Source organism: Pseudomonas sp. S49 (assembly GCF_009866785.1).
In the GTDB taxonomy this organism is placed as follows: domain Bacteria; phylum Pseudomonadota; class Gammaproteobacteria; order Pseudomonadales; family Pseudomonadaceae; genus Aquipseudomonas.
This window is the reverse complement of record NZ_CP019432.1, coordinates 226172-252750: the sequence shown is the minus strand read 5'-3', so window position 1 is coordinate 252750 and position 26579 is coordinate 226172. Positions and strand designations below refer to the sequence as shown.

At 59.7% G+C, this 26579-nt stretch carries 24 protein-coding genes; 12 read left to right on the top strand and 12 right to left on the bottom strand.

What is annotated here, in order from left to right:
• Positions 1–38 precede the first annotated feature (38 nt).
• Entirely contained in the window at positions 39–983 is a 945-nt protein-coding gene (locus PspS49_RS01090; protein WP_110720862.1) for a LysR family transcriptional regulator, read from the top strand.
• Between the two features lie 190 nt (positions 984–1173).
• Positions 1174–2790 carry an alkaline phosphatase family protein gene (locus PspS49_RS01085; protein ID WP_160037790.1) on the top strand — a complete coding sequence of 539 codons (1617 nt, stop codon included), beginning with the start codon at positions 1174–1176 and terminating at the stop codon, positions 2788–2790.
• A gap of 212 nt (positions 2791–3002) precedes the next feature.
• Here the strand turns inward: PspS49_RS01085 and PspS49_RS01080 are convergent, their stop codons facing one another.
• On the bottom strand, positions 3003–3911 hold the full coding sequence (locus PspS49_RS01080; RefSeq protein WP_095113908.1) for a TauD/TfdA family dioxygenase: 909 nt from the start codon (positions 3909–3911) through the stop codon (positions 3003–3005).
• A gap of 182 nt (positions 3912–4093) precedes the next feature.
• Between PspS49_RS01080 and PspS49_RS01075 the strand changes: the two genes are divergently transcribed.
• Complete coding sequence (locus PspS49_RS01075) at positions 4094–5014, top strand: LysR family transcriptional regulator (protein WP_007917649.1); 921 nt, start codon at positions 4094–4096, stop codon at positions 5012–5014.
• 42 nt (positions 5015–5056) lie between these two features.
• Here the strand turns inward: PspS49_RS01075 and PspS49_RS01070 are convergent, their stop codons facing one another.
• Complete coding sequence (locus PspS49_RS01070) at positions 5057–6070, bottom strand: ABC transporter substrate-binding protein (RefSeq protein WP_160037788.1); 1014 nt, start codon at positions 6068–6070, stop codon at positions 5057–5059.
• 396 nt (positions 6071–6466) lie between these two features.
• Here PspS49_RS01070 and PspS49_RS01065 point away from each other — a divergent pair, with 396 nt between their 5' ends.
• Genes PspS49_RS01065 through PspS49_RS01055 form a run of 3 tightly spaced genes read left to right on the top strand, consistent with a single transcriptional unit; the run spans position 6467 to position 10502 of the window.
• Entirely contained in the window at positions 6467–8065 is a 1599-nt protein-coding gene (locus PspS49_RS01065) for an ABC transporter permease subunit (protein ID WP_160037786.1), read from the top strand.
• On the top strand, positions 8062–8877 hold the full coding sequence (locus tag PspS49_RS01060; RefSeq protein WP_150750241.1) for an ABC transporter ATP-binding protein: 816 nt from the start codon (positions 8062–8064) through the stop codon (positions 8875–8877). The genes PspS49_RS01065 and PspS49_RS01060 overlap by 4 nt, the downstream gene beginning before the upstream one ends.
• A gap of 14 nt (positions 8878–8891) precedes the next feature.
• On the top strand, positions 8892–10502 hold the full coding sequence (locus tag PspS49_RS01055; protein ID WP_160037784.1) for an arylsulfatase: 1611 nt from the start codon (positions 8892–8894) through the stop codon (positions 10500–10502).
• A 215-nt stretch (positions 10503–10717) separates the two neighbouring features.
• Here PspS49_RS01055 and PspS49_RS01050 read toward each other — a convergent pair whose 3' ends face one another.
• A complete protein-coding gene (locus tag PspS49_RS01050) occupies positions 10718–11788 on the bottom strand; it encodes a fatty acid desaturase (RefSeq protein ID WP_150750243.1) in 1071 nt (356 codons plus the stop codon).
• 100 nt (positions 11789–11888) lie between these two features.
• On the opposite strand from PspS49_RS01050, the gene PspS49_RS01045 reads away from it, so the two are divergent.
• Positions 11889–12893: an AraC family transcriptional regulator gene (locus PspS49_RS01045; protein WP_160037782.1), complete on the top strand. Its 1005-nt coding sequence runs from the start codon at positions 11889–11891 to the stop codon at positions 12891–12893.
• Positions 12894–13001: 108 nt separating this feature from the next.
• Here the strand turns inward: PspS49_RS01045 and PspS49_RS01040 are convergent, their stop codons facing one another.
• Together PspS49_RS01040 and PspS49_RS01035 are read right to left on the bottom strand one after the other, a co-directional pair.
• Positions 13002–14387 carry a heavy metal sensor histidine kinase gene (locus PspS49_RS01040; RefSeq protein WP_160037780.1) on the bottom strand — a complete coding sequence of 462 codons (1386 nt, stop codon included), beginning with the start codon at positions 14385–14387 and terminating at the stop codon, positions 13002–13004.
• On the bottom strand, positions 14377–15057 hold the full coding sequence (locus tag PspS49_RS01035; protein ID WP_038367211.1) for a heavy metal response regulator transcription factor: 681 nt from the start codon (positions 15055–15057) through the stop codon (positions 14377–14379). The genes PspS49_RS01040 and PspS49_RS01035 overlap by 11 nt, the downstream gene beginning before the upstream one ends.
• A 136-nt stretch (positions 15058–15193) precedes the next feature.
• On the opposite strand from PspS49_RS01035, the gene PspS49_RS01030 reads away from it, so the two are divergent.
• Positions 15194–15679, top strand: coding sequence for a heme-binding protein (locus PspS49_RS01030; protein ID WP_150750245.1), 486 nt, complete (start codon positions 15194–15196; stop codon positions 15677–15679).
• A gap of 12 nt (positions 15680–15691) precedes the next feature.
• Positions 15692–16102 carry a hydroxyisourate hydrolase gene (gene uraH, locus PspS49_RS01025; RefSeq protein ID WP_160037778.1) on the top strand — a complete coding sequence of 137 codons (411 nt, stop codon included), beginning with the start codon at positions 15692–15694 and terminating at the stop codon, positions 16100–16102.
• A 126-nt stretch (positions 16103–16228) separates the two neighbouring features.
• Here the strand turns inward: uraH and PspS49_RS01020 are convergent, their stop codons facing one another.
• Positions 16229–16906: a Crp/Fnr family transcriptional regulator gene (locus PspS49_RS01020; protein ID WP_160037776.1), complete on the bottom strand. Its 678-nt coding sequence runs from the start codon at positions 16904–16906 to the stop codon at positions 16229–16231.
• Positions 16907–16990: 84 nt separating this feature from the next.
• On the opposite strand from PspS49_RS01020, the gene PspS49_RS01015 reads away from it, so the two are divergent.
• A complete protein-coding gene (locus PspS49_RS01015; RefSeq protein ID WP_150750248.1) occupies positions 16991–17515 on the top strand; it encodes an Mpo1-like protein in 525 nt (174 codons plus the stop codon).
• A 117-nt stretch (positions 17516–17632) separates the two neighbouring features.
• Here the strand turns inward: PspS49_RS01015 and PspS49_RS01010 are convergent, their stop codons facing one another.
• The 6 genes from PspS49_RS01010 to dibA form a co-directional block, all read right to left on the bottom strand.
• Positions 17633–18622, bottom strand: coding sequence for a sulfate ABC transporter ATP-binding protein (locus tag PspS49_RS01010; protein WP_095113898.1), 990 nt, complete (start codon positions 18620–18622; stop codon positions 17633–17635).
• A gap of 3 nt (positions 18623–18625) precedes the next feature.
• Positions 18626–19498 (bottom strand): sulfate ABC transporter permease subunit CysW, encoded by an 873-nt coding sequence (gene cysW, locus PspS49_RS01005; protein WP_038367233.1) that lies wholly within the window; start codon positions 19496–19498, stop codon positions 18626–18628.
• 13 nt (positions 19499–19511) lie between these two features.
• Complete coding sequence (cysT, locus tag PspS49_RS01000; protein ID WP_007917680.1) at positions 19512–20330, bottom strand: sulfate ABC transporter permease subunit CysT; 819 nt, start codon at positions 20328–20330, stop codon at positions 19512–19514.
• Between the two features lie 173 nt (positions 20331–20503).
• Positions 20504–21517, bottom strand: coding sequence for a sulfate ABC transporter substrate-binding protein (locus PspS49_RS00995; RefSeq protein WP_160037774.1), 1014 nt, complete (start codon positions 21515–21517; stop codon positions 20504–20506).
• Positions 21518–21652: 135 nt separating this feature from the next.
• A complete protein-coding gene (gene oscA, locus PspS49_RS00990) occupies positions 21653–21835 on the bottom strand; it encodes a sulfur starvation response protein OscA (protein WP_007917682.1) in 183 nt (60 codons plus the stop codon).
• Positions 21836–22061: 226 nt separating this feature from the next.
• The gene (gene dibA / locus PspS49_RS00985) at positions 22062–23993 is read right to left on the bottom strand and encodes a phosphodiesterase DibA (RefSeq protein WP_160037772.1); all 1932 of its coding nucleotides are present in this window, start codon (positions 23991–23993) and stop codon (positions 22062–22064) included.
• Between the two features lie 146 nt (positions 23994–24139).
• On the opposite strand from dibA, the gene desA reads away from it, so the two are divergent.
• Both desA and PspS49_RS00975 read left to right on the top strand, forming a co-directional pair.
• A complete protein-coding gene (gene desA, locus PspS49_RS00980; protein ID WP_034151820.1) occupies positions 24140–25324 on the top strand; it encodes a delta-9 fatty acid desaturase DesA in 1185 nt (394 codons plus the stop codon).
• A 143-nt stretch (positions 25325–25467) separates the two neighbouring features.
• Positions 25468–26457, top strand: coding sequence for a sensor domain-containing diguanylate cyclase (locus PspS49_RS00975; protein ID WP_160037770.1), 990 nt, complete (start codon positions 25468–25470; stop codon positions 26455–26457).
• Positions 26458–26579 lie beyond the last annotated feature (122 nt).

Below are 26579 nucleotides of genomic sequence, written 5' to 3'. Positions count from 1 at the left end.
ATATCCAATGCATTTCCCAGATATTTTTTATGTGAAAAATGCATATCGACTTGCGCCAACTTCGTCACTTCATCGCCCTGGCTGAACAACGCAGCTTCGTCGCCGGCGCGCAGGCGGTGAATCTGTCGCAGTCAGCGTTCAGCCGCAGCATTCAGGCGCTGGAACACAGTGTCGGCTGTCAGTTGGTTGATCGCGGGCGCAAGGAATTACCGCCGACCAAACAGGGCCAGGTGCTGCTCGAACACGCGCGGCGACTGGTCAGCGGCGCGCAGCAGATGGCCAACGAGATCAGCCAGTTCAATGGGCTTGAGGCTGGGGAATTGCGCTTCGGTTGTGGGCCGGCGCCGGCGGCGGGTTTGATTCCTCGGGCGATTGGCAGCTTCATCGGGCGCTATCCGAAAGCGCGGGTGCAGTTTCAGGTGGATGATTGGCAGAGTCTGAGCAAGCGACTGATGAGCGAGGAATTCGAATTCTTTGTCGCGGACACACGCTACTTCGAGGCGGATCCGGATTATCTGACGCACCGGTTGCGGCCGCGTAAATGGCATTTCTGTTGCCGTGCGGGGCATCCGCTGGCGGCTTTCGATAAGGTCAGCGCCGAGCAGTTGATGAGCTATCCACTGGCGGTGAGCATTCGTCCGCCGAACTTGCGAAAAGTCATTGTCGATCTCAGTGGACGGCCAGATTTCACGCCGAATGTGGAGTGTGAGAACAGCTCGAGTCTGCTCAGTGTGGTGCTACGTTCGGATGCGATCGGGATTGTCGGTGCGTACTCGGATGCACTGCATCAGGCCAAGGGCGAGCTGGTGTGTTTGCGCATTGAGGGGTTGGCCGATGATCTTGAGGAGCTGTATACGCGTTATGGGATTGTCAGCCGGGCGGGGTATCGGTTGTCGCCGTTGGCGGAGGCGATGATTGAGCAGATCAAAGCGATTGATCAGCAGGATGAGGAGGTTTGCTCGCTGCAGAATCTCGCCGTCTGATCGGACCTCTTCGCGAGCAAGCCCGCTCCCACAGGGGAACGCAGTCTAAATGTGGGAGCGAGCCTGCTCGCGAAGAGGCCGGCACAGGTACCGATGCATCCACTGCATAAAACCCATTCCCCAAATGCACTTGCCGAACACCCTCACGCCTAGCGAAATACCTCGCCTGTCCCATTGACCGGTGAACCCCATGCCCACCCCGCCAAACCCCGTGCGCAACGTGCTGTACATCATGTGCGATCAACTGCGCCGCGATTACCTGTCCTGCTACGGCCATCCGCATCTGCACACGCCAAACATCGATCGCCTCGCCGCTGCCGGCGTACGTTTCAGCCGCGCCTACACCCAAGGCACGATCTGCGGCCCATCGCGGATGTCGGCCTACACCGGACGTTATGTCAGCAGCCATCAAGTGGCGTGGAACGCCGTGCCGCTGCCGCTGGAAGAACTGACGATTGGCGATTACCTGCGCCCGCACGGCATTCGTACCGCACTGGTCGGCAAGACCCACGCCACCGCGAATGTCGATGCCTTGCAACGCCTGGCGATCAATCCCGAAAGCGAGCAAGCCGAAATCCTCAACGAAGTCGGTTTCGAACCCTACATGCGCCACGACGGCATCTACCCCGACGACCCGCTGTTCGACGACAAACGCGAATCCGCGCCCTATACGCATTACCTGCGTGAACACGGCTTCGACGGCAAAAACCCCTGGCACGACTGGGCCAATGCCGCCGAAGGCGAAAACGGTGAAATCCTCAGCGGCTGGAAAATGCGTCATGCGAATTTGCCAGCACGAATTCCCGAGCAACACTCAGAGACTGTCTACACTACAAATCGAGCCATCGACTTCATCACCGAGCAAGGCGAGAACTCGTGGTGTTTACACCTCTCGTATATCAAACCGCACTGGCCCTACATCGTACCAGCGCCGTACCACGCCTTGTACAGTACGAAATCGATTCTCGAAGCGGTCCGCGCGACGCCCTCCGAAGTCAGCAAACACCCCGTATATGCTGCCTTTCGCCAGCATGAGGAAAGCCTCAACTTTTCCCGCGATTCAGTACGATTGACTGTAATCCCTACGTACATGGGCCTGATCAAGCAGGTGGATGATCAACTCGGACGGCTGTTCGATTTTCTGCAGAGCAATGGTCGATGGGATGACACGCTGATCGTGTTCACCAGCGATCACGGCGACTTTTTGGGCGATCACTGGCTCGGTGAGAAGGAGTTTTTGCTGGAGCAGGCGGTGGGGGTACCGTTGATCGTGCGAGACCCTCGGGCGGCGGCGGATGTCACCCGGGGAACCGTCGATGATCGACTGACAGAAACCATCGATGCGTTGCCGACGTTTCTTCAGGCATTGGGATTGCCGGGGGCGGAGCATCGGCTTGAAGGGCGTTCGTTGATCCCGCTTCTGCACGGTGAACATCCGGACTGGCGCCGCTATGCAATCAGTGAATACGACTACGCCTTCCAGGCGCCGGCGCGTGAGCGTTTGGGCCAGCCGATCGACCGTTGCCGCATGACCATGGTGCGTAGCGAGCGCTGGAAATACCTGGCGTACGACGGTTTTCGACCGCAGTTGTTTGATCTGCTGAATGATCCGCAGGAGTTGCGCGACCTGGGGGATGACCCGGCGTTCGCGGCGGTGCGCGAGGAACATGCGGGGTATTTGTTTGAGTGGGTGCGCGGGTTGAAGCGGCGCACCACGATCAGTCATCGGGAGATAGATTTGCGCGGGCAGCGGTTTCGCTATGGTGAGCCGGAAGCCGAGAAGGTTGTTCAGATTGGTGTTTGGTAGCGGGAAGAGCCCCTCACCCTAACCCTCTCCCAAAGGGAGAGGGGACTGAATGGGGGATATTTCAGAGGTACACCGACCTGATCGTGCCTCACCGAATCCATAATCGATAAAGATCTTTCAGGTCGATGCATAACGGGAGACAACTCGGTCGGCTCCCTCTCCCTCTGGGAGAGGGCTGGGCGGGCGGCGTTCCGATGAGGGGATGTTGATCTTCAGTCACGACCTTTGATGGTCTGACTACGCTGCCCATTCGCGCCCACCGGCACTTCCCCCTTGAGCGTCACCCGACGCACCACCCGATCCTGAGTGCCGTAATCATCAATCGCATAGTGCTGCGTCGAACGGTTATCCCAGATCGCCACATCACCGGCCTTCCAGCGCCAGCGCACGGTGTTTTCCTGGCGGATCACATGGCTCTGCAACAGCCCGAACAGATGCGCCGAATCCGCCTGCGAATAACCCTTGATACGTTTGACGAAATGCCCCAGCAGCAAGCTCTTTTCGCCACTGATCGGATGCACGCGGACCACCGGGTGCTCAGTCTCGTAAACGGTAGAGGTGAAGACCTTGCGATAGCGCTCAAGCTTCTCTGCCGAGACGTCCGGCTTCGCGCTGGCGTAGTCGTATTCGTTGCTGTGCACGGCAACCAGTTTGTCGGCCAGTTCTCGCAGCTCGGTTGGCAAGCCGTTGTAAGCCGTCGCAGTGTTGGCCCACAGCGTGTCGCCGCCGAAGGCCGGGGCCACCACCGAGCGCAGGATCGAGGCTTTCGGGTAGGCGTCGACGAAGGTCACGTCGGTGTGCCAGGAGTTGGCGCGCTGGCCTTCAGCGCCGTCCAGTTCCAGCAGATAACGGGTGCCCTCACGGGACGGGACGGTCGGGTGCGCCACTGGCTCGCCGAGCAGATGGGCGAAGGCTTCCTGACGCTGATCATCAAGCTGGGTCTGCTCACGGAAGAACACGACTTTGTACTGAACCAGCGCCTGTTGAATCGCTTCGACCGTGGCGGCGTCCAGCTCACCGGACAAATGCACGCCACGGATCTCGGCGCCGATACGACCGGCCACCGGATGGATTTCCAGCGCGTGGACAGCGGGTTTAACTGCGAGTGCGGCATTGCTCATGGGTAGACCCTCATCGACTGCTTACGGTTTGGACGGCAGCGAAACAACGCTCTATCTATATTCCATTTACATCTAATAGATATTCACATGCTTCGTTGACGGAATAAGAACTTGCATTTAAAACCTCTAGCAACCCTCGTCGCAAATGCCTTCGAGCTATTTTTAGGATGCCGGAAAAGCATATGGATCTTCGCCAGTTGCGGTACTTCATCGCCCTCAACGAACACCGCAGTTTTGTCCGTGCGGCGGACGCGATGGGCATCACTCAACCAGCGTTCAGCCGCAGTATTCAGGGGCTCGAGCAGGAGTTCGGCTGCGTGTTGGTAGATCGCGGCAACAAGGATCTGCGCCCCACGCCCGAAGGCCAGGTGGTGCTGCAACACGCCCTGAGCCTGGTGCAGGGCGCAGCCTTACTCAGCGCTGAAGTGACGCAGATGACCAAGCTCGATGCCGGTGAAGTGCACTTCGGTTGCGGCCCGGCGCCGGCGGTGAAACTGGTACCGGACGCCGTGGCGCAATTCATCAATGCGCACCCGAAAGTGCGCACCTGTTTTCAGGTGGATAACTGGGAAAAACTCAGCCGCGCGTTGAGCCGTGAAGAGATCGAATTCTTCATCGCCGACATCCGCCATTTCGAGTCCGATCCCAACTTCCAGACCCAGGCACTGACGCCCAAACGCGGCGTGTTTTTCTGCCGGCCGGGGCATCCGCTATTGGCCAAGGAAAGCCTGTCGACCAACGACATGTTCGACTACCCGTTGGCGACGACGCTGATCCCACCGGGCATTCGAAAATTGCTGGCGAACCTCAGTGGCCGCATCGATTTCTCCCCGACCATCGAGACCGAGCATTTTCCGGCGCTGGTGAAAGTGGTGCTGCAATCGAATGCGATTGGCGTCGGTACGGAAGAGGCGTTTGTCGAGGACATTGCCAAGGGTTCGCTGGTGTTGCTGCACTGGCGAAATTTGCCGCAGAACCTGGAGAGCATGAATGCGCGGTGCGGGATTGTCAGTCGCACCGGATTTCGGCTGTCGCCGGCGGCGCGGGCGATGATCGAGACGTTGGTCGCGGTGGATCGGCAGGAGGTCAGCGTCGCTGTTTAAGGGGATCGTTCCCACGCAGAGCGTGGGAACGATCGGTGTACGTTAGAGCTTGGCCGCCGCCAACTCAGGCGCCACCCAATCATTCACCTTGAACGGCTTGCGAATCAGCTTCTGCTGCGCCGCCAGATCGACTTTGTCCTGCAAGCTGCCAAGGAACACCGGATCCAGCGTCGACGGGAACACTTCGCTCAATTTCTGATCCTTCAGATCTTCGGTGAGGATTACCGGCGGATAACTCGCCAGCCCCGAAACCAACTGCACATAGGCAGCCTTGTTGCTGTCCTGGGTCAGCCACTCCACTGCCTGCTGCTGCGCCTTGAGCAATTTCGCCACCGCCTCCGGATGTGCATCGACAAACTTGCCAGTGCCGACCAGAACCGATTGGACGCTGCCAGCACCGCCGAGATCTTTGGTGTTGAGCGGCAACTCGGCCAAGCCCTTGGTCTGCAATGCCGCCAACCCGGAACTGCCCCACGATGCATCGATCTGCTTCGCTGCCAGCGCAGCGGTCGCGCCAGTGAAGTCGAGGTTGATGACTTTCAGATCCTTCTCGCTCAAGCCCTGGCTGGCCAGTGCCGCATCAAACGACAACTGCGTTGCGGTGCCCCGAAAGATCGCCACGCGCTTGCCTTTCAAATCCTGCAGGGTCTTGATTCCGGAGCCCGGCACCACGCCCAGATACTGCTTCACCCCACGCGCCGTGGCACTGAGCAAGCGGGTGTCGAGGCCATTGGACTTGCCGATGATTGCCGCCAGATCGCCCAGATATGCCAGATCAACCTGGCCATTGGCAAATGCCTCGTTGATCACCGGCCCGGCACCTTTGAAGAAACTCCACTGAATCTTGATGCCCTGATCAGCGAAGGCTTTTTCGAGGATCTGCTGATCTCGCAATACGTCGACCACCCCGCCGCCGCTGTGCTGGGTGCCAGCACTCAGGTCGGGCACGGCGATTCTGATTTCCTTGAGTTCGTCAGCGTGGGCGGTGAACGCCAGCAGGCCCGCCAGAGCAGGAACGGCAAACAGACTGAAAACACGTTTGAAGGGGAGGTTCATGGGTGCAGCTCCTTGATCACGACAGGCGTTGAGGAGCCGAAAGTAGGCCGAATGAATACCTTCGCTTAAATACTATAAATGCACATTTTTATAGCTTTTAACGCTAAGCAAGCAACAACGGGGCTTGCAGCGGCGTATGCATTAACAGCATCGAAAATATTCTTCGAATGCATTGGATGCGTGTGGGCTGGAAGCCTTAAATGGCGCTGCTTATCTCTAAAAATAACTTATTAAAGATTATTTATAACCATTAGCTCTTAGCTAATGCCGCTAGAGATCGCAGCCTTCGGCAGCTCCTACAGGGGTCAATTCAAGGACGCATTCCCCCGTAGGAGCTGCCGAAGGCTGCGATCTTTTGATCTTGATCTTGAGCCAACCCGACAACGGAGGTCACCCATGGCCCGCCAATCCTTGCTCAGTCTCCCGCTCCCCGCGCCGCCGCTGAAAAGCCGCCGTACCTGGCCAAGCCTGAACCAAAGTCTGTTGCCGTGGCTGTTGCCCCTGAGCCTGTTCGCGCTGTGGTGGCTGGCCGCGCGCAATGAGTGGATGAGCGAACAGATCCTGCCCGCGCCCTCACTGGTGTGGAACAGTGCTGTCGAGTTGTCGCAGGGCGAGCTGTGGAGCCATTTGTGGATCAGTCTGCAACGTTTGTTCTGGGGCCTGCTCGCGGGGGTTTCTGCGGGGGCATTGCTCGGTGCAGCGCTGGGATTCAGTCGTCGTCTTGAACGCTTGATCTTCCCGACCTTCGCTGGGCTTTCGCAAATACCGACGCTGGCGTGGATTCCACTGTTCATGGTGTTTTTCGGTATCGGCGAGGTGCTGAAACTGGTGGTGCTGATCAAAGCGGTTGTGGTGCCGGTGACCCTGCATACGCTGGTCGGCGTGCGTGACGCCCAACCGAAATTGCGTGAAGCCGCCGCGGTTCTGCGTCTGCCGCCGCACTTGCTGGTGCGCCGCCTGGTGTTGCCCGCTGCTCTTCCCGCGTTTATGGCTGGCGTGCGTCTGGCACTGGCCGCCGGGTGGACCTCATTACTGGCGGTCGAACTGCTGGCCTCCAGTGAAGGCATTGGTTACCTGATGGTCTGGGCGCGACAGCTGTTCATGCTCGATATCGTTTTCGTCTGCATCGTGGTGATCGGGTTGATTGGCGTGGCAATGGATCGCGGCATCGGTCTGCTGGACAAAAAACTGGTGCACTGGCCGCATCCGGCCACCGCCGAAATTCGTCGCGGCCCGCGTTATGACGGCTGGCAGCGTCTGCAGCCGTGGCTGCTGCCGCTAGGCTTGTTGGCGCTGTGGCAATTGGCAAACGAACTGCAGTGGGTCGATGCCAATATTCTGGTCAGCCCGCTGGCCGTTTTGAGCACGGCATGGAACGGCCTGCTTGATGGCACGTTGATCAGCGGTATGGCCCTCAGCCTCGGTCGCACCCTCGGCGGTTTGCTGTTGGGCGGCGGACTCGGTTTCGCCCTCGGTTTGCTGCTGGGCTTGTCGCGCACCAGCGAACGACTGCTCGGTCCAACCCTCGCCGCCCTCCGCCAGATCGCCATTTTCGCCTGGGTGCCGCTGCTCACCGCGTGGTTCGGTCTGGGCGAACTGGCGAAGTGGGTGTTCGTCGCCCTCGCCGCGTTCTTTCCGCTGTTTATCGCCACGCAGCGCAGCGTCGCCAACCTGTCGCCACAACTCAGCGAAGCCGGCCAAGTGTTGCGCCTGAGCCTCGGCCAACGCCTGCGTCGACTGGTGTTGCCGGGCGCTGCGCCGGGGATTTTCGCAGGCCTCAGATTGAGCCTGATCTACGCCTGGCTCGGCACCATCGGTGCGGAATATTTCATGCCGTCCAATGGCGGCATCGGCAGCCAGATGATCGGCGCACAACAGTTGTTGCGCATGGATCTGATCATGGCCGGCATGCTTTTCGTCGGTCTCACCGGCGCCCTGCTCAACCTCATTGGCCAACGCCTGGAAATTCGCGCGACCCGCTGGAGACACGCATGAACGCACCGATTGTCAGCTTTAAACACGTAGGCAAATCCTTCGACGTCGACGGTTTCGAACTGGAGGCGATTCGCGAATTCAACCTGGACATTGCCGAAGGCGAATTCGTCGCCATTGTCGGTTCCAGCGGCTGCGGCAAATCTACCTTGCTGCGTTTGCTGGTGGGTCTTGATACGCAGTTTCGCGGGCAGATCACAGTCGACGGCAAAGCCGTCAGCGGCATCGGCGGCGAGCGCGGCATCGTCTTTCAGGAGCACCGTTTATTCCCGTGGCTGACCGTCGCGGACAACATCGGCCTGGGCCTGGTCAACGAGCCGCTGAGCGCTGCGCAGAAGCAACAACGGATCAACGACTTCATCGAGCTGGTCGGCCTGCGCGACTTCACTCGCGCCTATCCGCACCAGCTGTCCGGCGGCATGGCCCAGCGTGTGGCGATTGCTCGCGGCCTCGTCGCCAGCCCGCGTATTCTGCTGCTCGACGAGCCCTTCGGCGCGCTCGATGCGCTGACTCGCCAGCAGATGCAGGACGAGCTGTTGGCGATCCGTGATCGCGCGAAAATCACCACGATCCTCGTCACCCATGACGTCGAAGAAGCGATCTTCCTCGCCGACCGCGTGGTGGTGATGGAGCCGCGTCCGGGGCGGATCAAGCAAGTGGTCGACATCGCCCTGCCGCACCCGCGCCAGCGCAGCAGTTTCGACTTCCATCAGCTGCGTGAAGAACTGCTGCACGAGCTGACCAGTGACGACCATTACCAACCGAGCGTGCCGGTGCAGATCCGCGATCTGCCGCTGACGTTCATTGCCTGCTGAACAGGAGTTTTGCGATGCCGCAACGTCCCAATTTTCTGGTGATTCTGGCCGACGATTTAGGCTTCTCCGATATCGGCGCGTTCGGCGGCGAAATCGCCACGCCGCACCTTGATGCCCTGGCCAACAATGGCCTGCGCCTCACCGACTTTCATACCGCACCGACCTGCTCGCCGACCCGCTCGATGCTGCTCACCGGCACCGATCACCACATCGCCGGCATCGGCACCATGGCCGAAACGCTGACGCCGGAACTGATCGGTAAACCGGGTTATGAGGGCTATCTCAACGATCGCGTGGTGGCGCTGCCGGAGTTGCTGCGCGACGCCGGTTATCAAACATTGATGAGCGGCAAATGGCACCTCGGTTTGAAGGCTGAACTGGCGCCCCATGCGCGAGGTTTCGAGCGTTCGTTTTCGCTGCTGCCGGGCGCGGCCAACCATTACGGTTTCGAGCCAACCTACGATGAGCAAACACCCGGCCTGCTGAAATCCACTCCGGCGCTGTACATCGAGGACGATACTTTCCTTGATGAATTGCCGAAGGACTTTTATTCCTCCGATGCCTTTGGCGACAAGTTGCTGCAGTACCTCAAGGAACGTGACCAGACCCGGCCGTTCTTCGCTTATCTGCCGTTCTCCGCGCCACACTGGCCGTTGCAGGCACCGGCCGAGATCGTCGAAAAATACCGTGGCCGCTATGACGCGGGCCCTGAAGTGCTGCGCCTGGAGCGTCTGGAAAAACTCAAATCCCTCGGCCTGATCGAACCGGACGTCGAGCCGCATCCACTGATTCAGTTGACCCAGCAGTGGGACGCATTGAGCGAGGAACAAAAACAGATTTCCGCGCGGACCATGGAGGTCTACGCGGCAATGGTCGAGCGCATGGACTGGAACATTGGCCGGGTCGTCGACTATCTGCGCCAGCAAGGGCAGCTCGACAATACGTTCATCCTGTTCATGTCGGACAACGGTGCCGAAGGTGCGCTGCTGGAAGCGTTCCCCAAATTCGGCCCGGAACTGGTGACGTATCTCAGCCAGCATTACGACAACAGCCTCGACAACATTGGTCGGGCTAATTCCTATGTCTGGTACGGGCCGAACTGGGCGCAGGTGGCTACCGCACCGTCGCGGCTGTTCAAGGCGTTCACCACCGAGGGCGGGATTCGCGTGCCGGCGTTGCTGCACTATCCGCAGCTGGCGATCAAAGGGCAGATCAGCCATGGCTTCGGCACGGTGATGGACATCACGCCGACGATTCTCGATCTGGCCGGTGTGCGTCATCCGGGCAAGCTCTGGCACGGTAAACCGGTAGCACCGCTGCGTGGCAAATCCTGGTTGGGATTCTTGTCGGGTGAGACTGCGCAGGTGCATGACGAGCACACGGTCACGGGTTGGGAATTGTTCGGGCGCCGGGCGATTCGACAGGGGTCTTGGAAAGCGGTGTGGATCCCGGGACCGGTCGGGCCGGCGACTTGGCAGCTTTATGATTTGGCCAGCGATCCGGGAGAGATTCATGATCTGGCGGTGAGTCAGCCGGAGAAGCTCAGCGCGTTGATTGGGCATTGGCAGCAGTATGTCGAGGAAACCGGGGTTATTCTCAGTGAGTCGCCGTTTCAGCCGGATTGAGGCGAAGATCAAAAGCCCCTCATCGGAACGCCGCCCGCCCATCCCTCTCCCAGAGGGAGAGGGGGCCGACCGAGGTGTCTTTCGCTATACATCGACCTGAAAAATCGGGTCGATTATGGATTCACTGAGGAACATTCAGGTCGGCGTACTTCCCCAATATCCCCCAATCGGTCCCCTCTCCCTCCGGGAGAGGGCTAGGGTGAGGGCGCCTTCTGTCAGGCCTCCACCGCCTCCCCAGACACCGCAACTTCATCCCGACGAACAAACCGGTTCGCCCGCCCAAACGTGCCGAAATCATTAAACCGCACGCCCATCTCACGCATCACCTTATGCGCCACCGGCACGGTCATCTGGCGAATGTAAAACGGCTCCTTCACGACAAAATGATGGATCCCGTGACTGCTGCCAAAATTGAAGCAGAACGCCTGCAACGGCCACAGCCACCAAGGGTTGAGCACCTGACACTGCTGCAACACATTGCCCGGCTCGACATCGCCGTAGTAATGCATGTTCGAGCTGATGAAGTGCAGGCAAAAGGTGCGCAACACGTTCGGGCCGATGATCACCACGGCGGCGATATCGATCACCTGCATCACCGACAACGTCGTCGCTGACCATTCGATCGGCGAGCCCAGCAGATAGGCGATGCCATTGGCCGCGTGAAAACCGAGAAACACATACCACGCGCCCCAATGCACCAGCGCCAGCGGCGCATACACCTTCAACGTGCGCTTGATGATGCTGAACTTGTGCGCCCAGGTCTTGGCCCGCAGCATGCGGATGAACGCTGACATGACGTTGTCGCCAACCATCAGCAAGCGCGCGAAGCCCCACGGCTCGCCGTTGGTGATCGCGCGTTCTTCCATGTCGGTTTCTGTGCCAGAAACCTTGTGATGATTGAGGTGCAGATGCCGACGAATCCACGGATTGATCGTGCTCGGCCGCGCCAGCCACACCAAGCCCATCATCAAATTGTGCGGCACACGCTGTTTGCGGAAATACATGCTGTGGATCAGATCGTGTTCCAGTTCATGGGTCAGCGACGCGAAAAACGCATTGAGCAGCAGGCAAGCCCACCACGCCATGTGGCCGCTGATGTACAGCGCCGCCGAACCAATCATCCCGATCAGGGCAAAGGCCAGAATCCCCGCGCCCAGCGCGTCCTGATGCTTGAGAATCGGGTAGCGCTCGCGCAATTCGACGCCTTTGGCCAGCACCACTTGGCGAATATGCGCTGATCGCTGGGCCGCATTGTGTCGCTGGGGACTTGCAGAAGTACCGTCCATGCTTCCATCCTCGGGTTTATGATGTTCGCATCGTGCCTCGCCAAGGCTTCAATTGCGGTAGCCGAAAACGCCAACCTGTTGACCGGAAGCGCCAATCAGCATGAAGGAACCGACCTCCCTCGCCAGCTGGACCCGAGCCTTGCGCAAACAACTCGATGCGCTGGGACTGGACAGCATTGCCCTGTGTCAGCAGGCCGGGCTCGATCCGAATTTGATGGACGACCCCAACGCGCGCTATCCACTGTCCGGCACCACGCGCCTGTGGGAAATTGCCGTGCAGGTCAGCGGCGATCCGGCGATTGGCTTGCGTGTGTCACGTTTTGTCAGCCCGACCACGTTCCATGCCCTCGGTTATGCGCTGGTCGCCAGCGGCAGTTTGCGCGAGGTGTTCGAGCGCATCGTGCGCTATCACCCGGTGGTCAGCGACGCGCTGGAACTGGAGCTGAGCCGCAGCGACGACCGCTATCAATTCCGTCTGAAAATTCCGTCAGGCAATCCGGCGCCGGCCTTCGAAGCCATCGATGCGTTTACCGCGATCTACGTGCGCACCTGCCGCAATCGTCTTGGTCGCGATTACGCGCCGCTGGCGGTTTATCTGCGCCGCCCGGAACCGAGCGATGCGCACCAATGGCACAAGGTCTTCCGCGCTCCGGTGCATTTTGGTTGTGCGGAGGATCGCCTGGAGTTCGCCCTTGCCGACTTTGACAGCCACCTCGACGACGCCAACCCGGAACTCGCCGAACACAACGAAGCCGTGCTCAAACGCACGATGGCCCAGCTCAAACCGCTGACATGGGAGCGCAAGGTGCGCGATGCCATTGAAGAGCAATTGCCGGAAGGCGAGCCGAGTGCTGAACGGATTGCCCAAGCGTTGCACCTGAGCTTGCGCAGCCTGCAAAGGCATCTGGCGGATGAGGGTTGTCGCTTCGACACGTTGCTCAATGAGAGCCGCGAGAATCTGGCGTTGCTGCATCTGCGCGATCCGCAGTGCTCGTTGAGTGAGGTGAGTTATTTGCTCGGGTTTGCCGACACCAGCAGCTTCAGCCGCGCGTTCAAGCGCTGGACGGGGCTGACACCTGGGCAGTTTCGTGATGGGTTGCGCTGACTGATTCCAGGGTTGGGTCGTCAGCTCCCACGCCTTCGCGAGCAGGCTCGCTCCCACATGTGAAACGCATTCCAAATGTGGGAGCGAGCCTGCTCGCGAAGACGTCCTTCAATTCACCACAAAACCCAGCTCAAAAACCGTACCCGCCGCATCACTGTTCACCCACACCTGCCCTCCATGCAACAGCATGATCGATTGCACGATCGCCAATCCCAACCCACCCGAATCCCCCGGCTCCGCGCGCGAAGGATCAACGCGGTAGAACCGGTCGAACAGCTTGCCCAGATGCTCCGACGCAATTGTCGGCCCGAGGTTGTGCACCTGCAACCAGCACCAACCCGCCTCATCGCGGCGACGCAGGCTGATCACGGTTCCGGAGTCAGCGTGGCGCACGGCATTCGCCAGCAAGTTGCCCAGCGCACGTTGCAACAGTTGCTGATCGGCAAGCAGTTCGCCATGCAGTTGATTGTCCAGGCGCAACTCGCGGTCATCGGCCAAGGCTTCAAAGTAATCACACAGTTCACTGCCAACGCTTTGCAAATCCAGCGTTTGCAGATTGAGCGCGCGCTCGGCCTGCTCAGCGCGGGCCAGGAACATCAGGTTTTCCGCCATGCGCTTGAGCCGTTCGAACTCTTCCATGTTCGACGCCAGCACTTCCTGATACTCCTCGGTGCTGCGCGGATGATTCAGCGCCTGACCGTTGCTCGCCAGCAAGGTGTGCAGCGGCGTACGAATCTCGTGGGCGAGGTCGGCGGAGAACTGCGACAGGCGCTGCACGCTGTCGTCCAGCCGCGCCAGCATGCCGTTGAGCGCCTGCACCGGTTCGAGCAGTTCGGCAGGCGTGCCGTTGGCGGGCAAGCGTTGATCGAGGCTGCGCAGATCGATGCCGCGTACCGCTTCGCTCAACTGCCGTAACGGTTGCAGACCCCGGCGCAACAACAGCAAGCCCAGGGCAAAGGCGAGCAACGCGCCTAGTCCAACGGACAGGTACAAGCGCAAGCGATAGCTACCGAGCATCTGCTCGCGTTCACTCAGCACTTTGCCGGCGATAACCGTCAGCGGCTCACCGTCCGGTCCTTGTGCATCGCCGGATAACAGGGCCAGTTCGGCACCATCCGCAGCCTGCCAGGTCAGCACATCGCGGCGCTGCGGCGCCTGCTCGCGGGGGATCGCGTTCAGCCTCGGTAGATCGCGTTGACGTGGGTTGATGGCGATCACACTGGAGCCATCGGCGCGGCGCACCAATAGCAGGCTGTCGAGATTGCCGAGCATGTTCTGATACAGCCGCGGCCGTGCCTGCAAGGCATCGAGGCTGTCGCTGTCGGCGAGCAAGGCGCGCACTTGCTCCAGTCGTCCAAGCAATGCGAGGTCGTCGCGGTAGGCGATTTCCGAGGCCAGCGAGCGGTAGAGAAATACGCCGATAGCACTCAACACCAAGGCGCAGACCAATGCGAACGCCAGCGCCAGGCGCCAGGCGATCGACCTAGAGCGCATCGTCGGGCGCTTCCAGTTGATAACCGACACCGCGCACGGTGTGGATCAGTTTCGGCATGTAGGGATCATCGACTTTGGAGCGCAAACGACGCACTGCAACCTCGACCATGTTGGTGTCGCTGTCGAAATTCAGGTTCCACACCTGCGAGGCGATCAGTGTACGCGACAGCACTTCGCCCTGGCGACTGGCGAGCAGTTGCAGCAGGGCGAACTCCTTGTTGGTCAGGGCAATGCGCTGACCACCGCGACTGACGCGGCGGCGCAGCACATCGATTTCCAGATCGGCAATGGTGTACGACTCAGCTTCGCGCATTGGCCCGCGCCGCAGCAACGTGCGTACCCGCGCGAGCAGTTCGGCGAAGGCGAAGGGTTTCAGCAAGTAATCGTCGGCGCCCAGTTCGAGCCCGCGCACGCGGTCTTCGATGGCGTCCTTGGCGGTCAGGAACAATACCGGCGTGGCGCCGCGCTGACGGATCAGTTGCAGCAATTGCCAACCGTTGAGGCCGGGAAGCATCACGTCGAGGATGATCAGGTCATATTCCTGCTGCTCGATAAAGTAGCGCCCATCGAGGCCATTGAGCGCCACGTCCACGGCAAAACCGGACTCGCCCAGGCCCTTGGCGAGGAAATTCGCGGTTTTGGCTTCATCTTCTACGACCAGCAAACGCATGGCACACCTCGATTGATCAGGCACACAGGCTAGGCGCCTTCGGCGGCGTTGCCCATTACAAACTTGTAATCAGACTGACGAGGTTCTGACGAAGGCCGGCGATTAAGGTGGCGACCTTCGCTTTTGGAGGCTGTCCATGACCGTTAAATTCCTCGTTGCAGGCCTGATGATCGGCCTCAGTGGCGCCGCTGTCGCCAGCCCTGAGCTGCCGCGTCACGCCGACCTCGACCTGAAAACTGCACGCCTTCTCGCCGACACGGCAATGGCCAACTGCACCGGCACGGTGTCGGTGCTCGATCGGGGCGGCAATCTGTTGGTGGCCCTGCGCGGCGACGGTGTCGGTCCGCACAACACCGCCGCCAGCCAACGCAAGGCGTATACCGCGCTGTCGACCAAAACCGCCACCCGGTTGTTCGCCGAACGTGCTCGCAGCAATCCGGAAACCGCCAACCTCAACACCCTCGACGAGTTGTTGTTGCTCGGCGGCGGCATTCCGTTGTTCGCCGCTGATGAGCTGGTCGGCGCGATTGGCGTGGCCGGTTCCGGCGGCGGTGAGCAAGACGAAAACTGTGCGATCAAGGCTGCCGGAAAAACCGGTCTGGCCACTACCCGTTCCCAATAAGGAGATGCATCCATGAGCACTTTGCGCATGACCCTCGCCGCGCTCGGCCTGAGCGCGTTTTCAAGCCTTGCACTCGCCGCCGGTAATCCGTTGAGCGTGCACGTGCTCAACCTGGAAAACGGCCTGCCGTCGCCGGGCATCGACGTGACCCTGGAAAAACACGTTGGCCAGAACTGGCAGCCGTTGGCGCAGGGCACGACCAATGAACAAGGGCGGATTGCCGAATTGTTCCCGGCCAAACAGCCTTTTGAAGCGGGTGAATATCGGGTGGTGTTCAAGACCGGCGAGTACTACAAGAAGATCAAGCACGACACCTTCTTCCCGGAGATTCCGGTGATTTTTGAAGTGAAGCAGACCGATCAGCATTACCACATCCCGCTGCTGCTCAGCCCGTACGGCTTCTCGACCTATCGCGGTTCCTAAATCAACACAGATCAAAAATGTGGGAGCGAGCCTGCTCGCGAAGGCGTCGGGTCAGTCGAAATGTCAGTTGAATGACCCACCGCTTTCGCGAGCAGGCTCGCTCCCACAGGGGATCTCAGGTGCCCGTTAGATCGTGGCCAGGGCACGCAATCGCGCGGCATCAAGGATTTCGATCTCGCCGTACCCAAGCCCGATAATCCCCTGCCCCTGCAAATCCTTGAGGATCTGGTTGGTGGTCTGCCGCGACAGCGACAGCATCGACGCCAACTGCTCCTGCGGCAGTTGCAGTACACGACGCGGCGCGTCGAGTTCGCCGTAGCCTTCGGCGATCATCAGCAACCGATGAGCCAGACGTGCCGGCGCTGGCAGCAGGCTCAGTTGTTCGAGGTTGATGAAGGTCAGGCGTAGTTTGTGGCTCATCAGCAGCGCCAGATGTCGCCAGTACACTGGATTTTCATCAAGCAGCTTCAGTAACGGTGCCTGCGGGATATTGAGCAGCGTGCACGGCCCGACCGCATAAGCGTCATGGGTTCGCGGCTGGCCATCGAACAGGCAGATTTCGCCGAACCAGTGCGGCGCCTCCACCAGACTCAACAACGCCTCTTTGCCCTGCTCACTCACCGCACCGATGCGCACCGCGCCGTCGAGTACTGCGTATAAGCCGCACGGCGCATCACCACGCTGAAACAAGCGCTGCCCTGCCGTCAGCCGCCGCTCCCGGGCCGCCGCCAACAGACTATCCTGAAAGGATGCCGGCAGATGACTGAACCACTGGCCGCTCATCAATCGCGAACGAATTTGCATAAACACTCCTGGATTGTCGCCTGCCTGACAGAGCGAACCCCGATCCCGAGGGATGATGCGATCAACCCTACCGGAGGAACAACAATGAAAAGCCTCGTCGACCATCTCAGTCAATACGCCGCCTACCACCGCGATCCGCGCAACATCGCCAGCCACTTTATCGGCATTCCGCTGATCGTGGTGGCCGTGGCGGTGTTGTTGTCGCGTCCGGAATGGTCGCTGGGCGGGTTGTGGATATCTCCGGCCGTTATCGTGGCGCTGGCGTCGGCGTGGTTTTACTTGCGCCTGGAAGTGAAGCTCGGGGTGTTGATGACGGTGCTGATGGGCCTGTCAGTCTGGGCCGGGCATGTATTGGCGCAGCAGAGCACCATGGTCTGGTTGAGCAGCGGGCTGGCGATGTTTGTCGTTGGCTGGGTGATCCAGTTTGTCGGGCATCACTATGAAGGGCGCAAACCGGCGTTTGTCGATGACGTGTCGGGGCTGATTGTCGGGCCGTTGTTTGTCGTGGCCGAGTTGGCATTCATGCTCGGGATGCGGCATGAATTGAAAGAACAGATCGAGGCGCGGGCGGGGGTAGTGCGGGTCAATCCGAATCGTGCGGCTATCTAGACTTCAACCCTGCTCGTTCCCACGCTCTGCGTGGGAACGCCGCCATGGACGCTCCGCGTCCACTGTGACGCGGAGCGTCACGGGATGCATCCCCACGCAGAGTGTGGGAACGATCAGTTAAAGGCTGGCGACTTTCTGCCAGACCTTCGGCTTGAAGAACAAGGTTTCACCCTTGGCCAAGCCGATCAGGCTGTCGTGATCTTTCACCACTTCGGCCTCGATCAGATCAGTCTGCCCTTCCACCTTCAACGTCACCCGCGTGGTCGCGCCCAACGGCCGGATATCACGCACCTCAGCCGCATGGTGATCCTCCAGCTCATGTCTGGACAACGACACTTCATGCGGGCGGAACAGCACGTGATTGTCGTCGCTCAGCAACAAGCGGTTCGAATCACCGAGGAAGTGATAAACGAAATCGCTGGCCGGGTTTTCGTAGACGTCGCCCGGTGAGCCAATCTGTTCGATCACGCCCTTGTTCATCACCACAATGCGGTCAGCAACTTCCATCGCCTCTTCCTGGTCGTGGGTCACGAACACCGAGGTCAGGTTGATGTCTTCGTGCAGACGCGCCAACCAGCGGCGCAGTTCTTTACGAACCTTGGCATCGAGCGCGCCGAACGGCTCATCCAGCAGCAGTACTTTCGGCTCGACCGCCAAGGCACGGGCCAGGGCGATACGCTGACGCTGACCACCGGACAACTGCTCCGGATAACGATCCGACAGCCAGTCCAGCTGCACCATGTTCAGCAGTTCATGCACCTTGGTCGCGATCTGGCTTTCGCTCGGGCGCTGGTTTTTCGGTTTCATGCGCAGGCCGAACGCGACGTTGTCGAACACGGTCATGTGGCGGAACAACGCGTAGTGCTGGAACACGAAACCGACGTTGCGATCACGCACGTCGTGACCGGAAACGTCTTCGCCGTGGAAGACGATATTGCCGTTATCCGGGGTTTCCAGACCGGCGATAATCCGCAGCAACGTGGTTTTGCCGCAGCCCGACGGGCCGAGCAGCGCGACCAGCTCACCGCTGTGGATGTCCAGGCTGATGTTGTCCAGCGCCTTGAAGGCATTGAAATTCTTGCTGACGTTACGCACTTCGATCGACATGAATTATTCCTCCGCGGCGCTGGCGCGCAGGCGGTTGATACGGTTTTCGCTCCACTGCTTGAGCAGCAGGATGAAGAGCGCCAGGATCAGCAACAGGCTCGCCACGGCGAACGCGGCCACGTGGTTGTATTCGTTGTAGAGGATCTCGACGTGCAGCGGCAAGGTGTTGGTCACCCCGCGAATGTGCCCGGAGACCACCGACACCGCACCGAACTCACCCATGGCCCGCGCGGTACACAGCACCACGCCATAGATCAGACCCCACTTGATGTTCGGCACGGTGACGTGCCAGAACATCTGCCAGCCGTTGGCGCCGAGCAGGCGCGCGGCTTCTTCTTCCTGCGTGCCTTGTTCCTGCATCAGCGGGATCAGCTCACGGGCCACGAACGGCACGGTGACGAAGATCGTCGCCAGTACGATGCCCGGCAAGGCGAAGACGATCTGGATGTCGTGATCCTGCAACCACGGCCCGAACAGGCCCTGCGCACCGAACATCAACACATAGACCAGACCGGCGATCACCGGCGATACCGAAAACGGCAGGTCAATCAGCGTCACCAGCATGCTCTTGCCGCGGAACGAGTACTTGCTCACGCACCAGGCAGCGCTGACGCCGAACACCAGGTTCAGCGGCACCGAAATCAGCACGGCGAACACGGTGAGTTTCAGTGCCGACAGTGCATCCGGTTCAAAGATCGCGGTGAAAAATGCGCCGAGGCCATTCTTCAAACCCTGCGATACGACGATGAACAACGGCAGCAGCAGAAACAGGAAAAAGACCAGCCAGCCAAGGCCGATCAGGATTCTGCGCGAAGTGGCACTGCCACGACGCGCGGCGTTGGCCGAAGAGGCGGCCGCAATAGACGATTGGGACATGGTTCGCGCCTCCTTATGGGGTTTCGATGCGCCGCTGCAGCAAGTTGATCAGCAGCAACAGGACGAAGGAAACCACCAGCATCAACACGCCGATAGCGGTGGCGCCGGTGTAATCGTATTGGTCGAGTTTGACCATGATCAGCAGCGGCAGAATCTCGGTTTTCATCGGCATGTTGCCGGCGATGAAAATCACCGAACCGTACTCGCCGACGCCACGCGCGAACGCCAGGGCAAAACCGGTCAACCACGCGGGCAGCAGCGCGGGGACGAGGATGTGGCGGAACACCTGCCATGGCTTCGCACCGAGGCACGCGGCGGCTTCTTCGACTTCACGGGGAATGTCGGCCAACACCGGTTGCACCGTGCGCACCACGAACGGCAGGGTGACGAAGGTCAACGCGAGGGTGATACCCAGCGGGGTATAGGCAATCTTGAAACCGAGATCAGCGGCGAATTGCCCGACCAGACCGGCCGGCGCATACAGCGCGGTCAGCGCGATACCGGCCACCGCTGTCGGCAGGGCGAAGGGCAGATCGATCATCGCGTCGATCACCTTGCGCCCCGGGAACGTGTAGCGCACCAGCACCCAAGCGAGCAACGTGCCGATGATGCCGTTGATGATTGCGGCACACAGCGCGGTGCCGAAGCTCAGCTTCAGAGCCGCCAGCACCCGCGGCGCGGAAATGATCGTCCAGAACTGATCCCAGGTGAGTTGGGCGGCGTGGACGAACATCGCCGCCAGCGGGATAAGCACAATCAGGCTGAGGTACACCAAGGTGTAGCCCAGCGTCAGCCCGAAGCCGGGTATGACGGGGGAGATACGACGCGACATAAAAGTCCTTGGTTAAAAAGCATTCCGCTGAACGCACCAATGTGGGAGCGAGCTTGCTCGCGAGGAGGGAGTATCAGTCAACTCTACGTCGTCTGACACTCCGCTTTCGCTAGCAAGCTCACTCCCACATTTTCCGCGCCTGGCTTCAAGCTTGATGTGTGGCTGAAGTCAGATTACTGCGCCTGATAAATCTGGTCGAACACGCCACCGTCGTTGAAGAATTTCGGCTGCGCGGTTTTCCAGCCGCCGAAGTCCTTGTCGATGGTCACCAGGTCCAGTTTCGGGAACTGCTGGGCGTACTTCGCGGCCACGTCCTTGTCACGCGGACGGTAGAAGTTCTTTGCGGCGATTTCCTGACCGGCCGGGCTGTACAGGTGCTTCAGATAGGCTTCGGCGATCTGCTCGTTGCCCTTCTTCTCGGCATTCTTGTCGACCACGGCTACTGGCGGTTCAGCGAGGATCGACAGCGAAGGCACGACGATGTCGAACTTGTCGGCGCCGCCATCTTCTTTCAGCGCCAGGAACGCTTCGTTTTCCCAGGCCAGCAACACGTCACCCTGACCGTTGTTGACGAAGGTAATGGTCGAACCGCGTGCACCGGTGTCGAGGATCGGCACGTGCTTGAACAGGGTCTGTACGTATTCTTTGGCTTTGGCTTCGTCACCGCCGTTGGCTTTCAGGCCGTAGGCCCATGCGGCGAGGAAGTTCCAGCGTGCGCCGCCGGAGGTTTTCGGGTTCGGCGTGATCACCGAGACGTCGTTCTTGACCAGATCGCCCCAGTCCTTGATGCCTTTCGGGTTGCCCTTGCGCACCAGGAAGACGATGGTCGAGGTGTACGGCGTGCTCGCTTCCGGCAGACGCTTCTGCCAGTCGGCGGGCAGGGTCTTGCCGAGTTTGGCGATTTCGTCGATGTCACCGGCCAGTGCCAGGGTCACCACGTCAGCACGCAGGCCGTCGATCACCGCACGACCCTGCTTGCCCGAACCACCGTGGGATTGCTGGACTTTCACGGTGTCGCCGGCGTGATCTTTCTGCCAGAACTTGATGAATTCAGCGTTGTAGTCCTGATACAGCTCGCGCGTCGGGTCATACGACACATTGAGCAGTTCGTAATCCTTGGCAACCGCGGAACCGGCAAACACAGCACTGGCCAGCGCGGCCAAAGCGTAACGGCGAATCGACGACATGGTGAAAGCTCCTGAAATTCTTGGTGGTGGCTTTTTCTTATGTATTTCGGAAATCGTGTTGCCGGTTCAAAGATCGCAGCCTTCGACAGCTCCTACGCACAGCCCCCTGTAGGAGCTGCCGCAGGCTGCGATCTTTTAGCCCGGTTGTTTACCGGGTTGCTGCAAACGGAATTTCTCTTTGCGTTCGATCTGTACGACCTGCGCGTTGTGCACAGTGATTTCCACCGCGCCAAAACGCAGATCGCGCAGGGCGCTCTGGATTTCACGCAAGATGGTGCTTTCGTCCTGACCGTCAACGCTGCGAAGGGATGCGCTCATGGTGCTGCTCCTTTGAATGGGATATGCCTGGCAGTGGGCGGCACTGCGTTCGGCGTAGGAGCAATATAAGAGAGGCACGGATATTCTTAAAAAGACTATTTAAGAATGTTTATATAACTGAAAAACATTATGTGGCGGGGCAAGGGTTTGCAGCCTGTTGAAGCAAAATATCGCAGCCTTCGGCAGCTCCTACAGGGATCGGTGTAGGAGCTGCCGCAGGCTGCGATCATTTGATCTTTAAACCAATCACCGGAGTTCTCGCCCAATCAATCTCCTGCTCCGGAACCGGCCGCCCAAACCAGTACCCCTGCCCCAGATCACATTCCTGCTCCAGCAAAAACGCCGCCTGCTCAACCTGCTCGATGCCCTCGGCATGCACCTGCATGCCCATACTCCGGGCCAGCGCGATAATCACCCGGACAATCGCCGCATCATCCTCATCCCACGGCAACCCTGCGACAAAACCCTGATCGATTTTCAGTTTCTGCACCGGCAAGCGCTTGAGCCGCAGCAGCGACGAGTAACCCGTGCCGAAATCATCGATGGCCAGGCGAATGCCCAATTCGCGCAAACGATGCATCTGCTCCAGCGCCACCTCCGGATCATCCATCACCGCGCTTTCCGTCACCTCCAGTTCCAGATACGCCGGATCCAGACCGGTGTCATGCAGCACCTGCGCGACTTGTTGATACAACTCACGCCGGGCGAACAATCGTGACGAAACATTCACCGCGACAAACGACAGCACGACCCCGGCCTGCTGCCACTCACACATCTGCCGACATGCCTGCTGCATCACCCACGCGTCGATTTCGGCAATCAGCCCGGTGCGCTCGGCAATCGGGATGAATTCCGCCGGCGACACCAGACCACGCTGCGGATGCTGCCAGCGCACCAAGGCTTCGACGCCGATCAGGCGACCGGTCTTCAAGTCATGCACCGGTTGGTAGTAGACGCGCAATTCCTGCTGTTCCAGCGCGCGGCGCAGTTCGAAAGCGATTTCGACGCGCTGCTGGGCGTGAGCAGTGAGTTCTTCGGTATACAAGGCGTAACCGTTGCGACCGCTACTTTTGGCCTTGAACAGCGCCGCGTCGGCATTGCGCAACAGCTGCTCGGCGCTCAACGCATCACTGGGGAACAGGCTGATGCCGAGGCTGGCGTTGATGAACAACTGATTGCCATCAATGCTGAACGGCTCCTTCAGTGCATCGAGAATCCGTTGCGCCAACGCCGCTGCCTGCACCAGCTGTGGACAACTTTCCGCCAGCACCGCGAACTCGTCACCACCGAGCCGCGCCAGGGTAATGCCGGGGCCGAACAGCGCCTGCAAACGCGCCGCCACAGCCTTGAGCAAGCGATCGCCTACGTTATGGCCGAGGCTGTCGTTGATCATCTTGAAGTGATCGAGATCGAGCATCAGCAATGCACAGCCGCGCTTGTGGTTTTGCGCCGAGGCCAGCGCCTGCTCGGCGCGGTCGCTGAACAGCAAACGATTGGGCAGATCAGTCAGCGGATCGTGGTGCGCGAGGTGCTTGAGTTCATGCTCCGAATCCTTGATCGCGCTGATGTCGGAAAACACCGCAACGTAATGGCTGATCCGGCCCTGATCATCGTGAATGACCCGAATGGTCTGCCACTGTGGATAAATCTCGCCGCTTTTGCGCCGGTTCCAGATCTCGCCGCTCCACTCGCCCTGAGATTCCAGGGTGGCAAACATTGCCTGATAAAAACCCGGCGGATGGTGGCCGGACTTGAACAGGCTCGGCTGCTGACCGAGCACTTCTTCGCGCTGGTAGCCGGTGATCTCCATGAACGCGCGGTTGACGTGCACGATCAATCCATCACGGTTGGTGACCAATACGCCTTCACGGGTGCAATCGAACACTGCCGCCGCTTGGCGTAAGCGTTCGCGATCAGCGTGGCGCTCACGCAAACGCGCGCCAATCCCGAGGAACTCCCACAAACGCGCTCGCGCCAGGAAAATCAGTCCGGCGCTGACTGCCGCAAACAGGTAACCGTTGATCAGTTGCCATCGGGCAAGATCGACGGAGTCATCGAAGAAATTGTTTAATAAATGATCAGTGCCCTGCAGCCAGGCAGCGGCAAGCACGAGATAAAGCAGCGCTGCACGCAAAGCATCGCGGTAAGTGGCAGGCATTCGGCTGTCCATGTCCCTACAAAAAGGTTGGAATTATAGGTCAAGAAACATTCAGCGACTCTTATCTGAAAGGGCGACTGGTTTTATCTGTGTGCTTGGTGATAATGCAACGGCTGTTTTTATCTTTATCGAGGGCCCTATAGCCTATGTGGTACGAAGGTTTTCTTGGCTTGTCGGCCTGGTCTCTGGTCGCAGTCACCCTGCTGATGACCCACGTGACGATTGTTGCCGTCACGGTCTATCTGCACCGCTACTCGGCCCATCGCTCGCTGGAGCTGAATGCCGGGCTGAAGCACTTCTTCCGTTTCTGGCTGTGGCTGACCACGGCGCAGAACACCCGCGAGTGGACCGCCATCCACCGTAAACACCACGCCAAATGCGAAACCGAAGATGACCCGCACAGCCCGGTCATCAAAGGCCTTTCCACCGTGCTGCGTACCGGCGCCGAGCTGTATCGCGCCGAAGCGCAGAACCCGGAAACCCTGCGCATCTACGGCAAGAACTGCCCCGAAGACTGGATCGAGCGCAACGTCTACAGCCGCTACCCGCTGCTGGGCGTGGCGATCATGGGCGTTATCGACCTGCTGCTGTTCGGCACCATCGGCATCACCATCTGGGCGATCCAGATGATGTGGATCCCGGTGTGGGCTGCCGGCGTAATCAACGGTCTCGGCCATGCTGTCGGTTACCGCAACTTCGAATGCCGCGACGCGGCGACCAATCTGGTGCCGTGGGGCATCCTGATCGGCGGCGAAGAACTGCACAACAACCATCACACCTACCCTAACTCGGCCAAGCTGTCGGTGAAGAAGTGGGAGTTCGACCTCGGTTGGGCGTGGATCAAAGTCTTCTGCTTCCTGCGTCTGGCCAAGGTCCAGCGTGTCGCGCCGATCGCCCACCGTGTCGAAGGCAAGGGCAATCTGGACATGGACACCGCCATGGCGATCCTGAACAACCGCTTCCAGATCATGGCCCAGTACCGCAAACTGGTGATCGGCCCGCTGGTCAAGCAAGAGCTGGCCAAGGTCGATCATTCGGTACGTCATCAGTTCCACCGCGCCAAACGTCTGCTGTCGCGGGAAACCAGCCTGCTGGAAGACCGTCATCACTTGCGCATCCAGACCATGCTCGAGCACAGTCAGGCGTTGAAGGTAATTTACGAAAAACGCCTGGCCCTGCAGCAGATCTGGGTCAAGACCAGCGCAAATGGCCACGACATGCTCGCCGCCATCAAGGAGTGGATTCACGAGGCTGAAGCCAGCGGTATCCAGTCCCTGCGTGAATTCGCTGACCAGTTGAAAACCTACTCGCTGCGTCCTGCGGCGGTCTGAGACCGTTGATCGGTGCACCCGGCTCCCGGGTGCACCCTTCGGAACTTCGCTAAAAATCGCCTATCTCAAAGACACTTCGCCATCCCGGCGGGCTGTACTGTGGCCGTTGTCGAATTGCGGCACGTCCTTTGAGATCTGTGCCGATGGTCAATAACAACCAAAAAGACTCATCCTTCCCGCAGTGGCCCGAGGCCGCGCAAACCCTCATGGCGTTGATGCACGCCCAAGGCGAAGTCGCTCGGCTAAGCGAACGCGAGCAGCTGTTCAGCTCTTTGTTGGTCAGCGTCAACGCCGTGCTTTGGGCTTTCAACTGGGAAACCCGTCAGGTGCTGTACGTCAGCCCCGCCTACGAACGGATTTTCGGTCGCTCCGCCGGCCTCCTGCTCGCCGACTACAACCAATGGCGCGACAGCATTTACCCCGACGACCTGGAATACGCCGAACGCAGCCTTGCCGAAGTCCTGCACAAAGGCGCGGTGGAGGATCGCGAATACCGCATCATCGCCGCCGACGGTCAGGTGCGCTGGCTCAGCGATAAGTGCTTCATCAACCGTCAGGACGAGCCGGGGCAACCGGTGATCATCGTCGGCATCGCCGAGGACATCACTGACAAGAAGCAGATGGAAACCGAGCTGCATCGCTTGGCGACCACCGACGTACTGACGCAAAGCAGCAATCGCCGCCACTTCTTCGAATGCGCCAACCGCGAGTTCGAAGAGGCACGTGTGCATGGTTCGCAGATGGCGTTTTTGCTGCTGGATATCGATGACTTCAAAGTGATCAACGACAGTTACGGCCATCCCGAAGGCGACAACGTGTTGCAGCGGATCGCTGAGTGCGGGCGTGGCTCGTTGCGGCGCGGTGATCTGTTCGGGCGGATTGGCGGGGAAGAATTTGCGGCGGTGTTTCCAGGGTGCGCACCGGACATGGCCATGCAAGTGGCCGAGCGACTGCAGCAGGAGATTCAGCGCTTGAGTTTCAGCCATGACGGCCAGACGTACGGCATCACTGTCAGCCAAGGATTGACCAGTCTGACCGAGGCAGACGAAAGCCTCGACAGCCTGTTCGCCCGCGCGGATGCGGCCATGTATGAGGCCAAGCGACAGGGCAAGAATCGCATCATTTCTGCCTGAACCCGATACCTCAACCCAACACATAACTACTGTGGGAGCGAGCTTGCTCGCGAAGGCGTCTTGTCAGTCAACATAGCGCTGAATGACACACCGCTTTCGCGAGCAAGCTCGCTCCCACAGAG

Excerpts from the sequence above, each read along its gene's own strand:
- PspS49_RS01090 (WP_110720862.1), top strand. The coding sequence starts at position 39 with ATGCATATCGACTTGCGCCAACTTCGTCACTTCATCGCCCTGGCTGAA.
- PspS49_RS01085 (WP_160037790.1), top strand. The coding sequence starts at position 1,174 with ATGCCCACCCCGCCAAACCCCGTGCGCAACGTGCTGTACATCATGTGC.
- PspS49_RS01080 (WP_095113908.1), bottom strand. The coding sequence starts at position 3,911 with ATGAGCAATGCCGCACTCGCAGTTAAACCCGCTGTCCACGCGCTGGAA.
- PspS49_RS01075 (WP_007917649.1), top strand. The coding sequence starts at position 4,094 with ATGGATCTTCGCCAGTTGCGGTACTTCATCGCCCTCAACGAACACCGC.
- PspS49_RS01070 (WP_160037788.1), bottom strand. The coding sequence starts at position 6,070 with ATGAACCTCCCCTTCAAACGTGTTTTCAGTCTGTTTGCCGTTCCTGCT.
- PspS49_RS01065 (WP_160037786.1), top strand. The coding sequence starts at position 6,467 with ATGGCCCGCCAATCCTTGCTCAGTCTCCCGCTCCCCGCGCCGCCGCTG.
- PspS49_RS01060 (WP_150750241.1), top strand. The coding sequence starts at position 8,062 with ATGAACGCACCGATTGTCAGCTTTAAACACGTAGGCAAATCCTTCGAC.
- PspS49_RS01055 (WP_160037784.1), top strand. The coding sequence starts at position 8,892 with ATGCCGCAACGTCCCAATTTTCTGGTGATTCTGGCCGACGATTTAGGC.
- PspS49_RS01050 (WP_150750243.1), bottom strand. The coding sequence starts at position 11,788 with ATGGACGGTACTTCTGCAAGTCCCCAGCGACACAATGCGGCCCAGCGA.
- PspS49_RS01045 (WP_160037782.1), top strand. The coding sequence starts at position 11,889 with ATGAAGGAACCGACCTCCCTCGCCAGCTGGACCCGAGCCTTGCGCAAA.
- PspS49_RS01040 (WP_160037780.1), bottom strand. The coding sequence starts at position 14,387 with ATGCGCTCTAGGTCGATCGCCTGGCGCCTGGCGCTGGCGTTCGCATTG.
- PspS49_RS01035 (WP_038367211.1), bottom strand. The coding sequence starts at position 15,057 with ATGCGTTTGCTGGTCGTAGAAGATGAAGCCAAAACCGCGAATTTCCTC.
- PspS49_RS01030 (WP_150750245.1), top strand. The coding sequence starts at position 15,194 with ATGACCGTTAAATTCCTCGTTGCAGGCCTGATGATCGGCCTCAGTGGC.
- uraH (WP_160037778.1), top strand. The coding sequence starts at position 15,692 with ATGAGCACTTTGCGCATGACCCTCGCCGCGCTCGGCCTGAGCGCGTTT.
- PspS49_RS01020 (WP_160037776.1), bottom strand. The coding sequence starts at position 16,906 with ATGCAAATTCGTTCGCGATTGATGAGCGGCCAGTGGTTCAGTCATCTG.
- PspS49_RS01015 (WP_150750248.1), top strand. The coding sequence starts at position 16,991 with ATGAAAAGCCTCGTCGACCATCTCAGTCAATACGCCGCCTACCACCGC.
- PspS49_RS01010 (WP_095113898.1), bottom strand. The coding sequence starts at position 18,622 with ATGTCGATCGAAGTGCGTAACGTCAGCAAGAATTTCAATGCCTTCAAG.
- cysW (WP_038367233.1), bottom strand. The coding sequence starts at position 19,498 with ATGTCCCAATCGTCTATTGCGGCCGCCTCTTCGGCCAACGCCGCGCGT.
- cysT (WP_007917680.1), bottom strand. The coding sequence starts at position 20,330 with ATGTCGCGTCGTATCTCCCCCGTCATACCCGGCTTCGGGCTGACGCTG.
- PspS49_RS00995 (WP_160037774.1), bottom strand. The coding sequence starts at position 21,517 with ATGTCGTCGATTCGCCGTTACGCTTTGGCCGCGCTGGCCAGTGCTGTG.
- oscA (WP_007917682.1), bottom strand. The coding sequence starts at position 21,835 with ATGAGCGCATCCCTTCGCAGCGTTGACGGTCAGGACGAAAGCACCATC.
- dibA (WP_160037772.1), bottom strand. The coding sequence starts at position 23,993 with ATGCCTGCCACTTACCGCGATGCTTTGCGTGCAGCGCTGCTTTATCTC.
- desA (WP_034151820.1), top strand. The coding sequence starts at position 24,140 with ATGTGGTACGAAGGTTTTCTTGGCTTGTCGGCCTGGTCTCTGGTCGCA.
- PspS49_RS00975 (WP_160037770.1), top strand. The coding sequence starts at position 25,468 with ATGGTCAATAACAACCAAAAAGACTCATCCTTCCCGCAGTGGCCCGAG.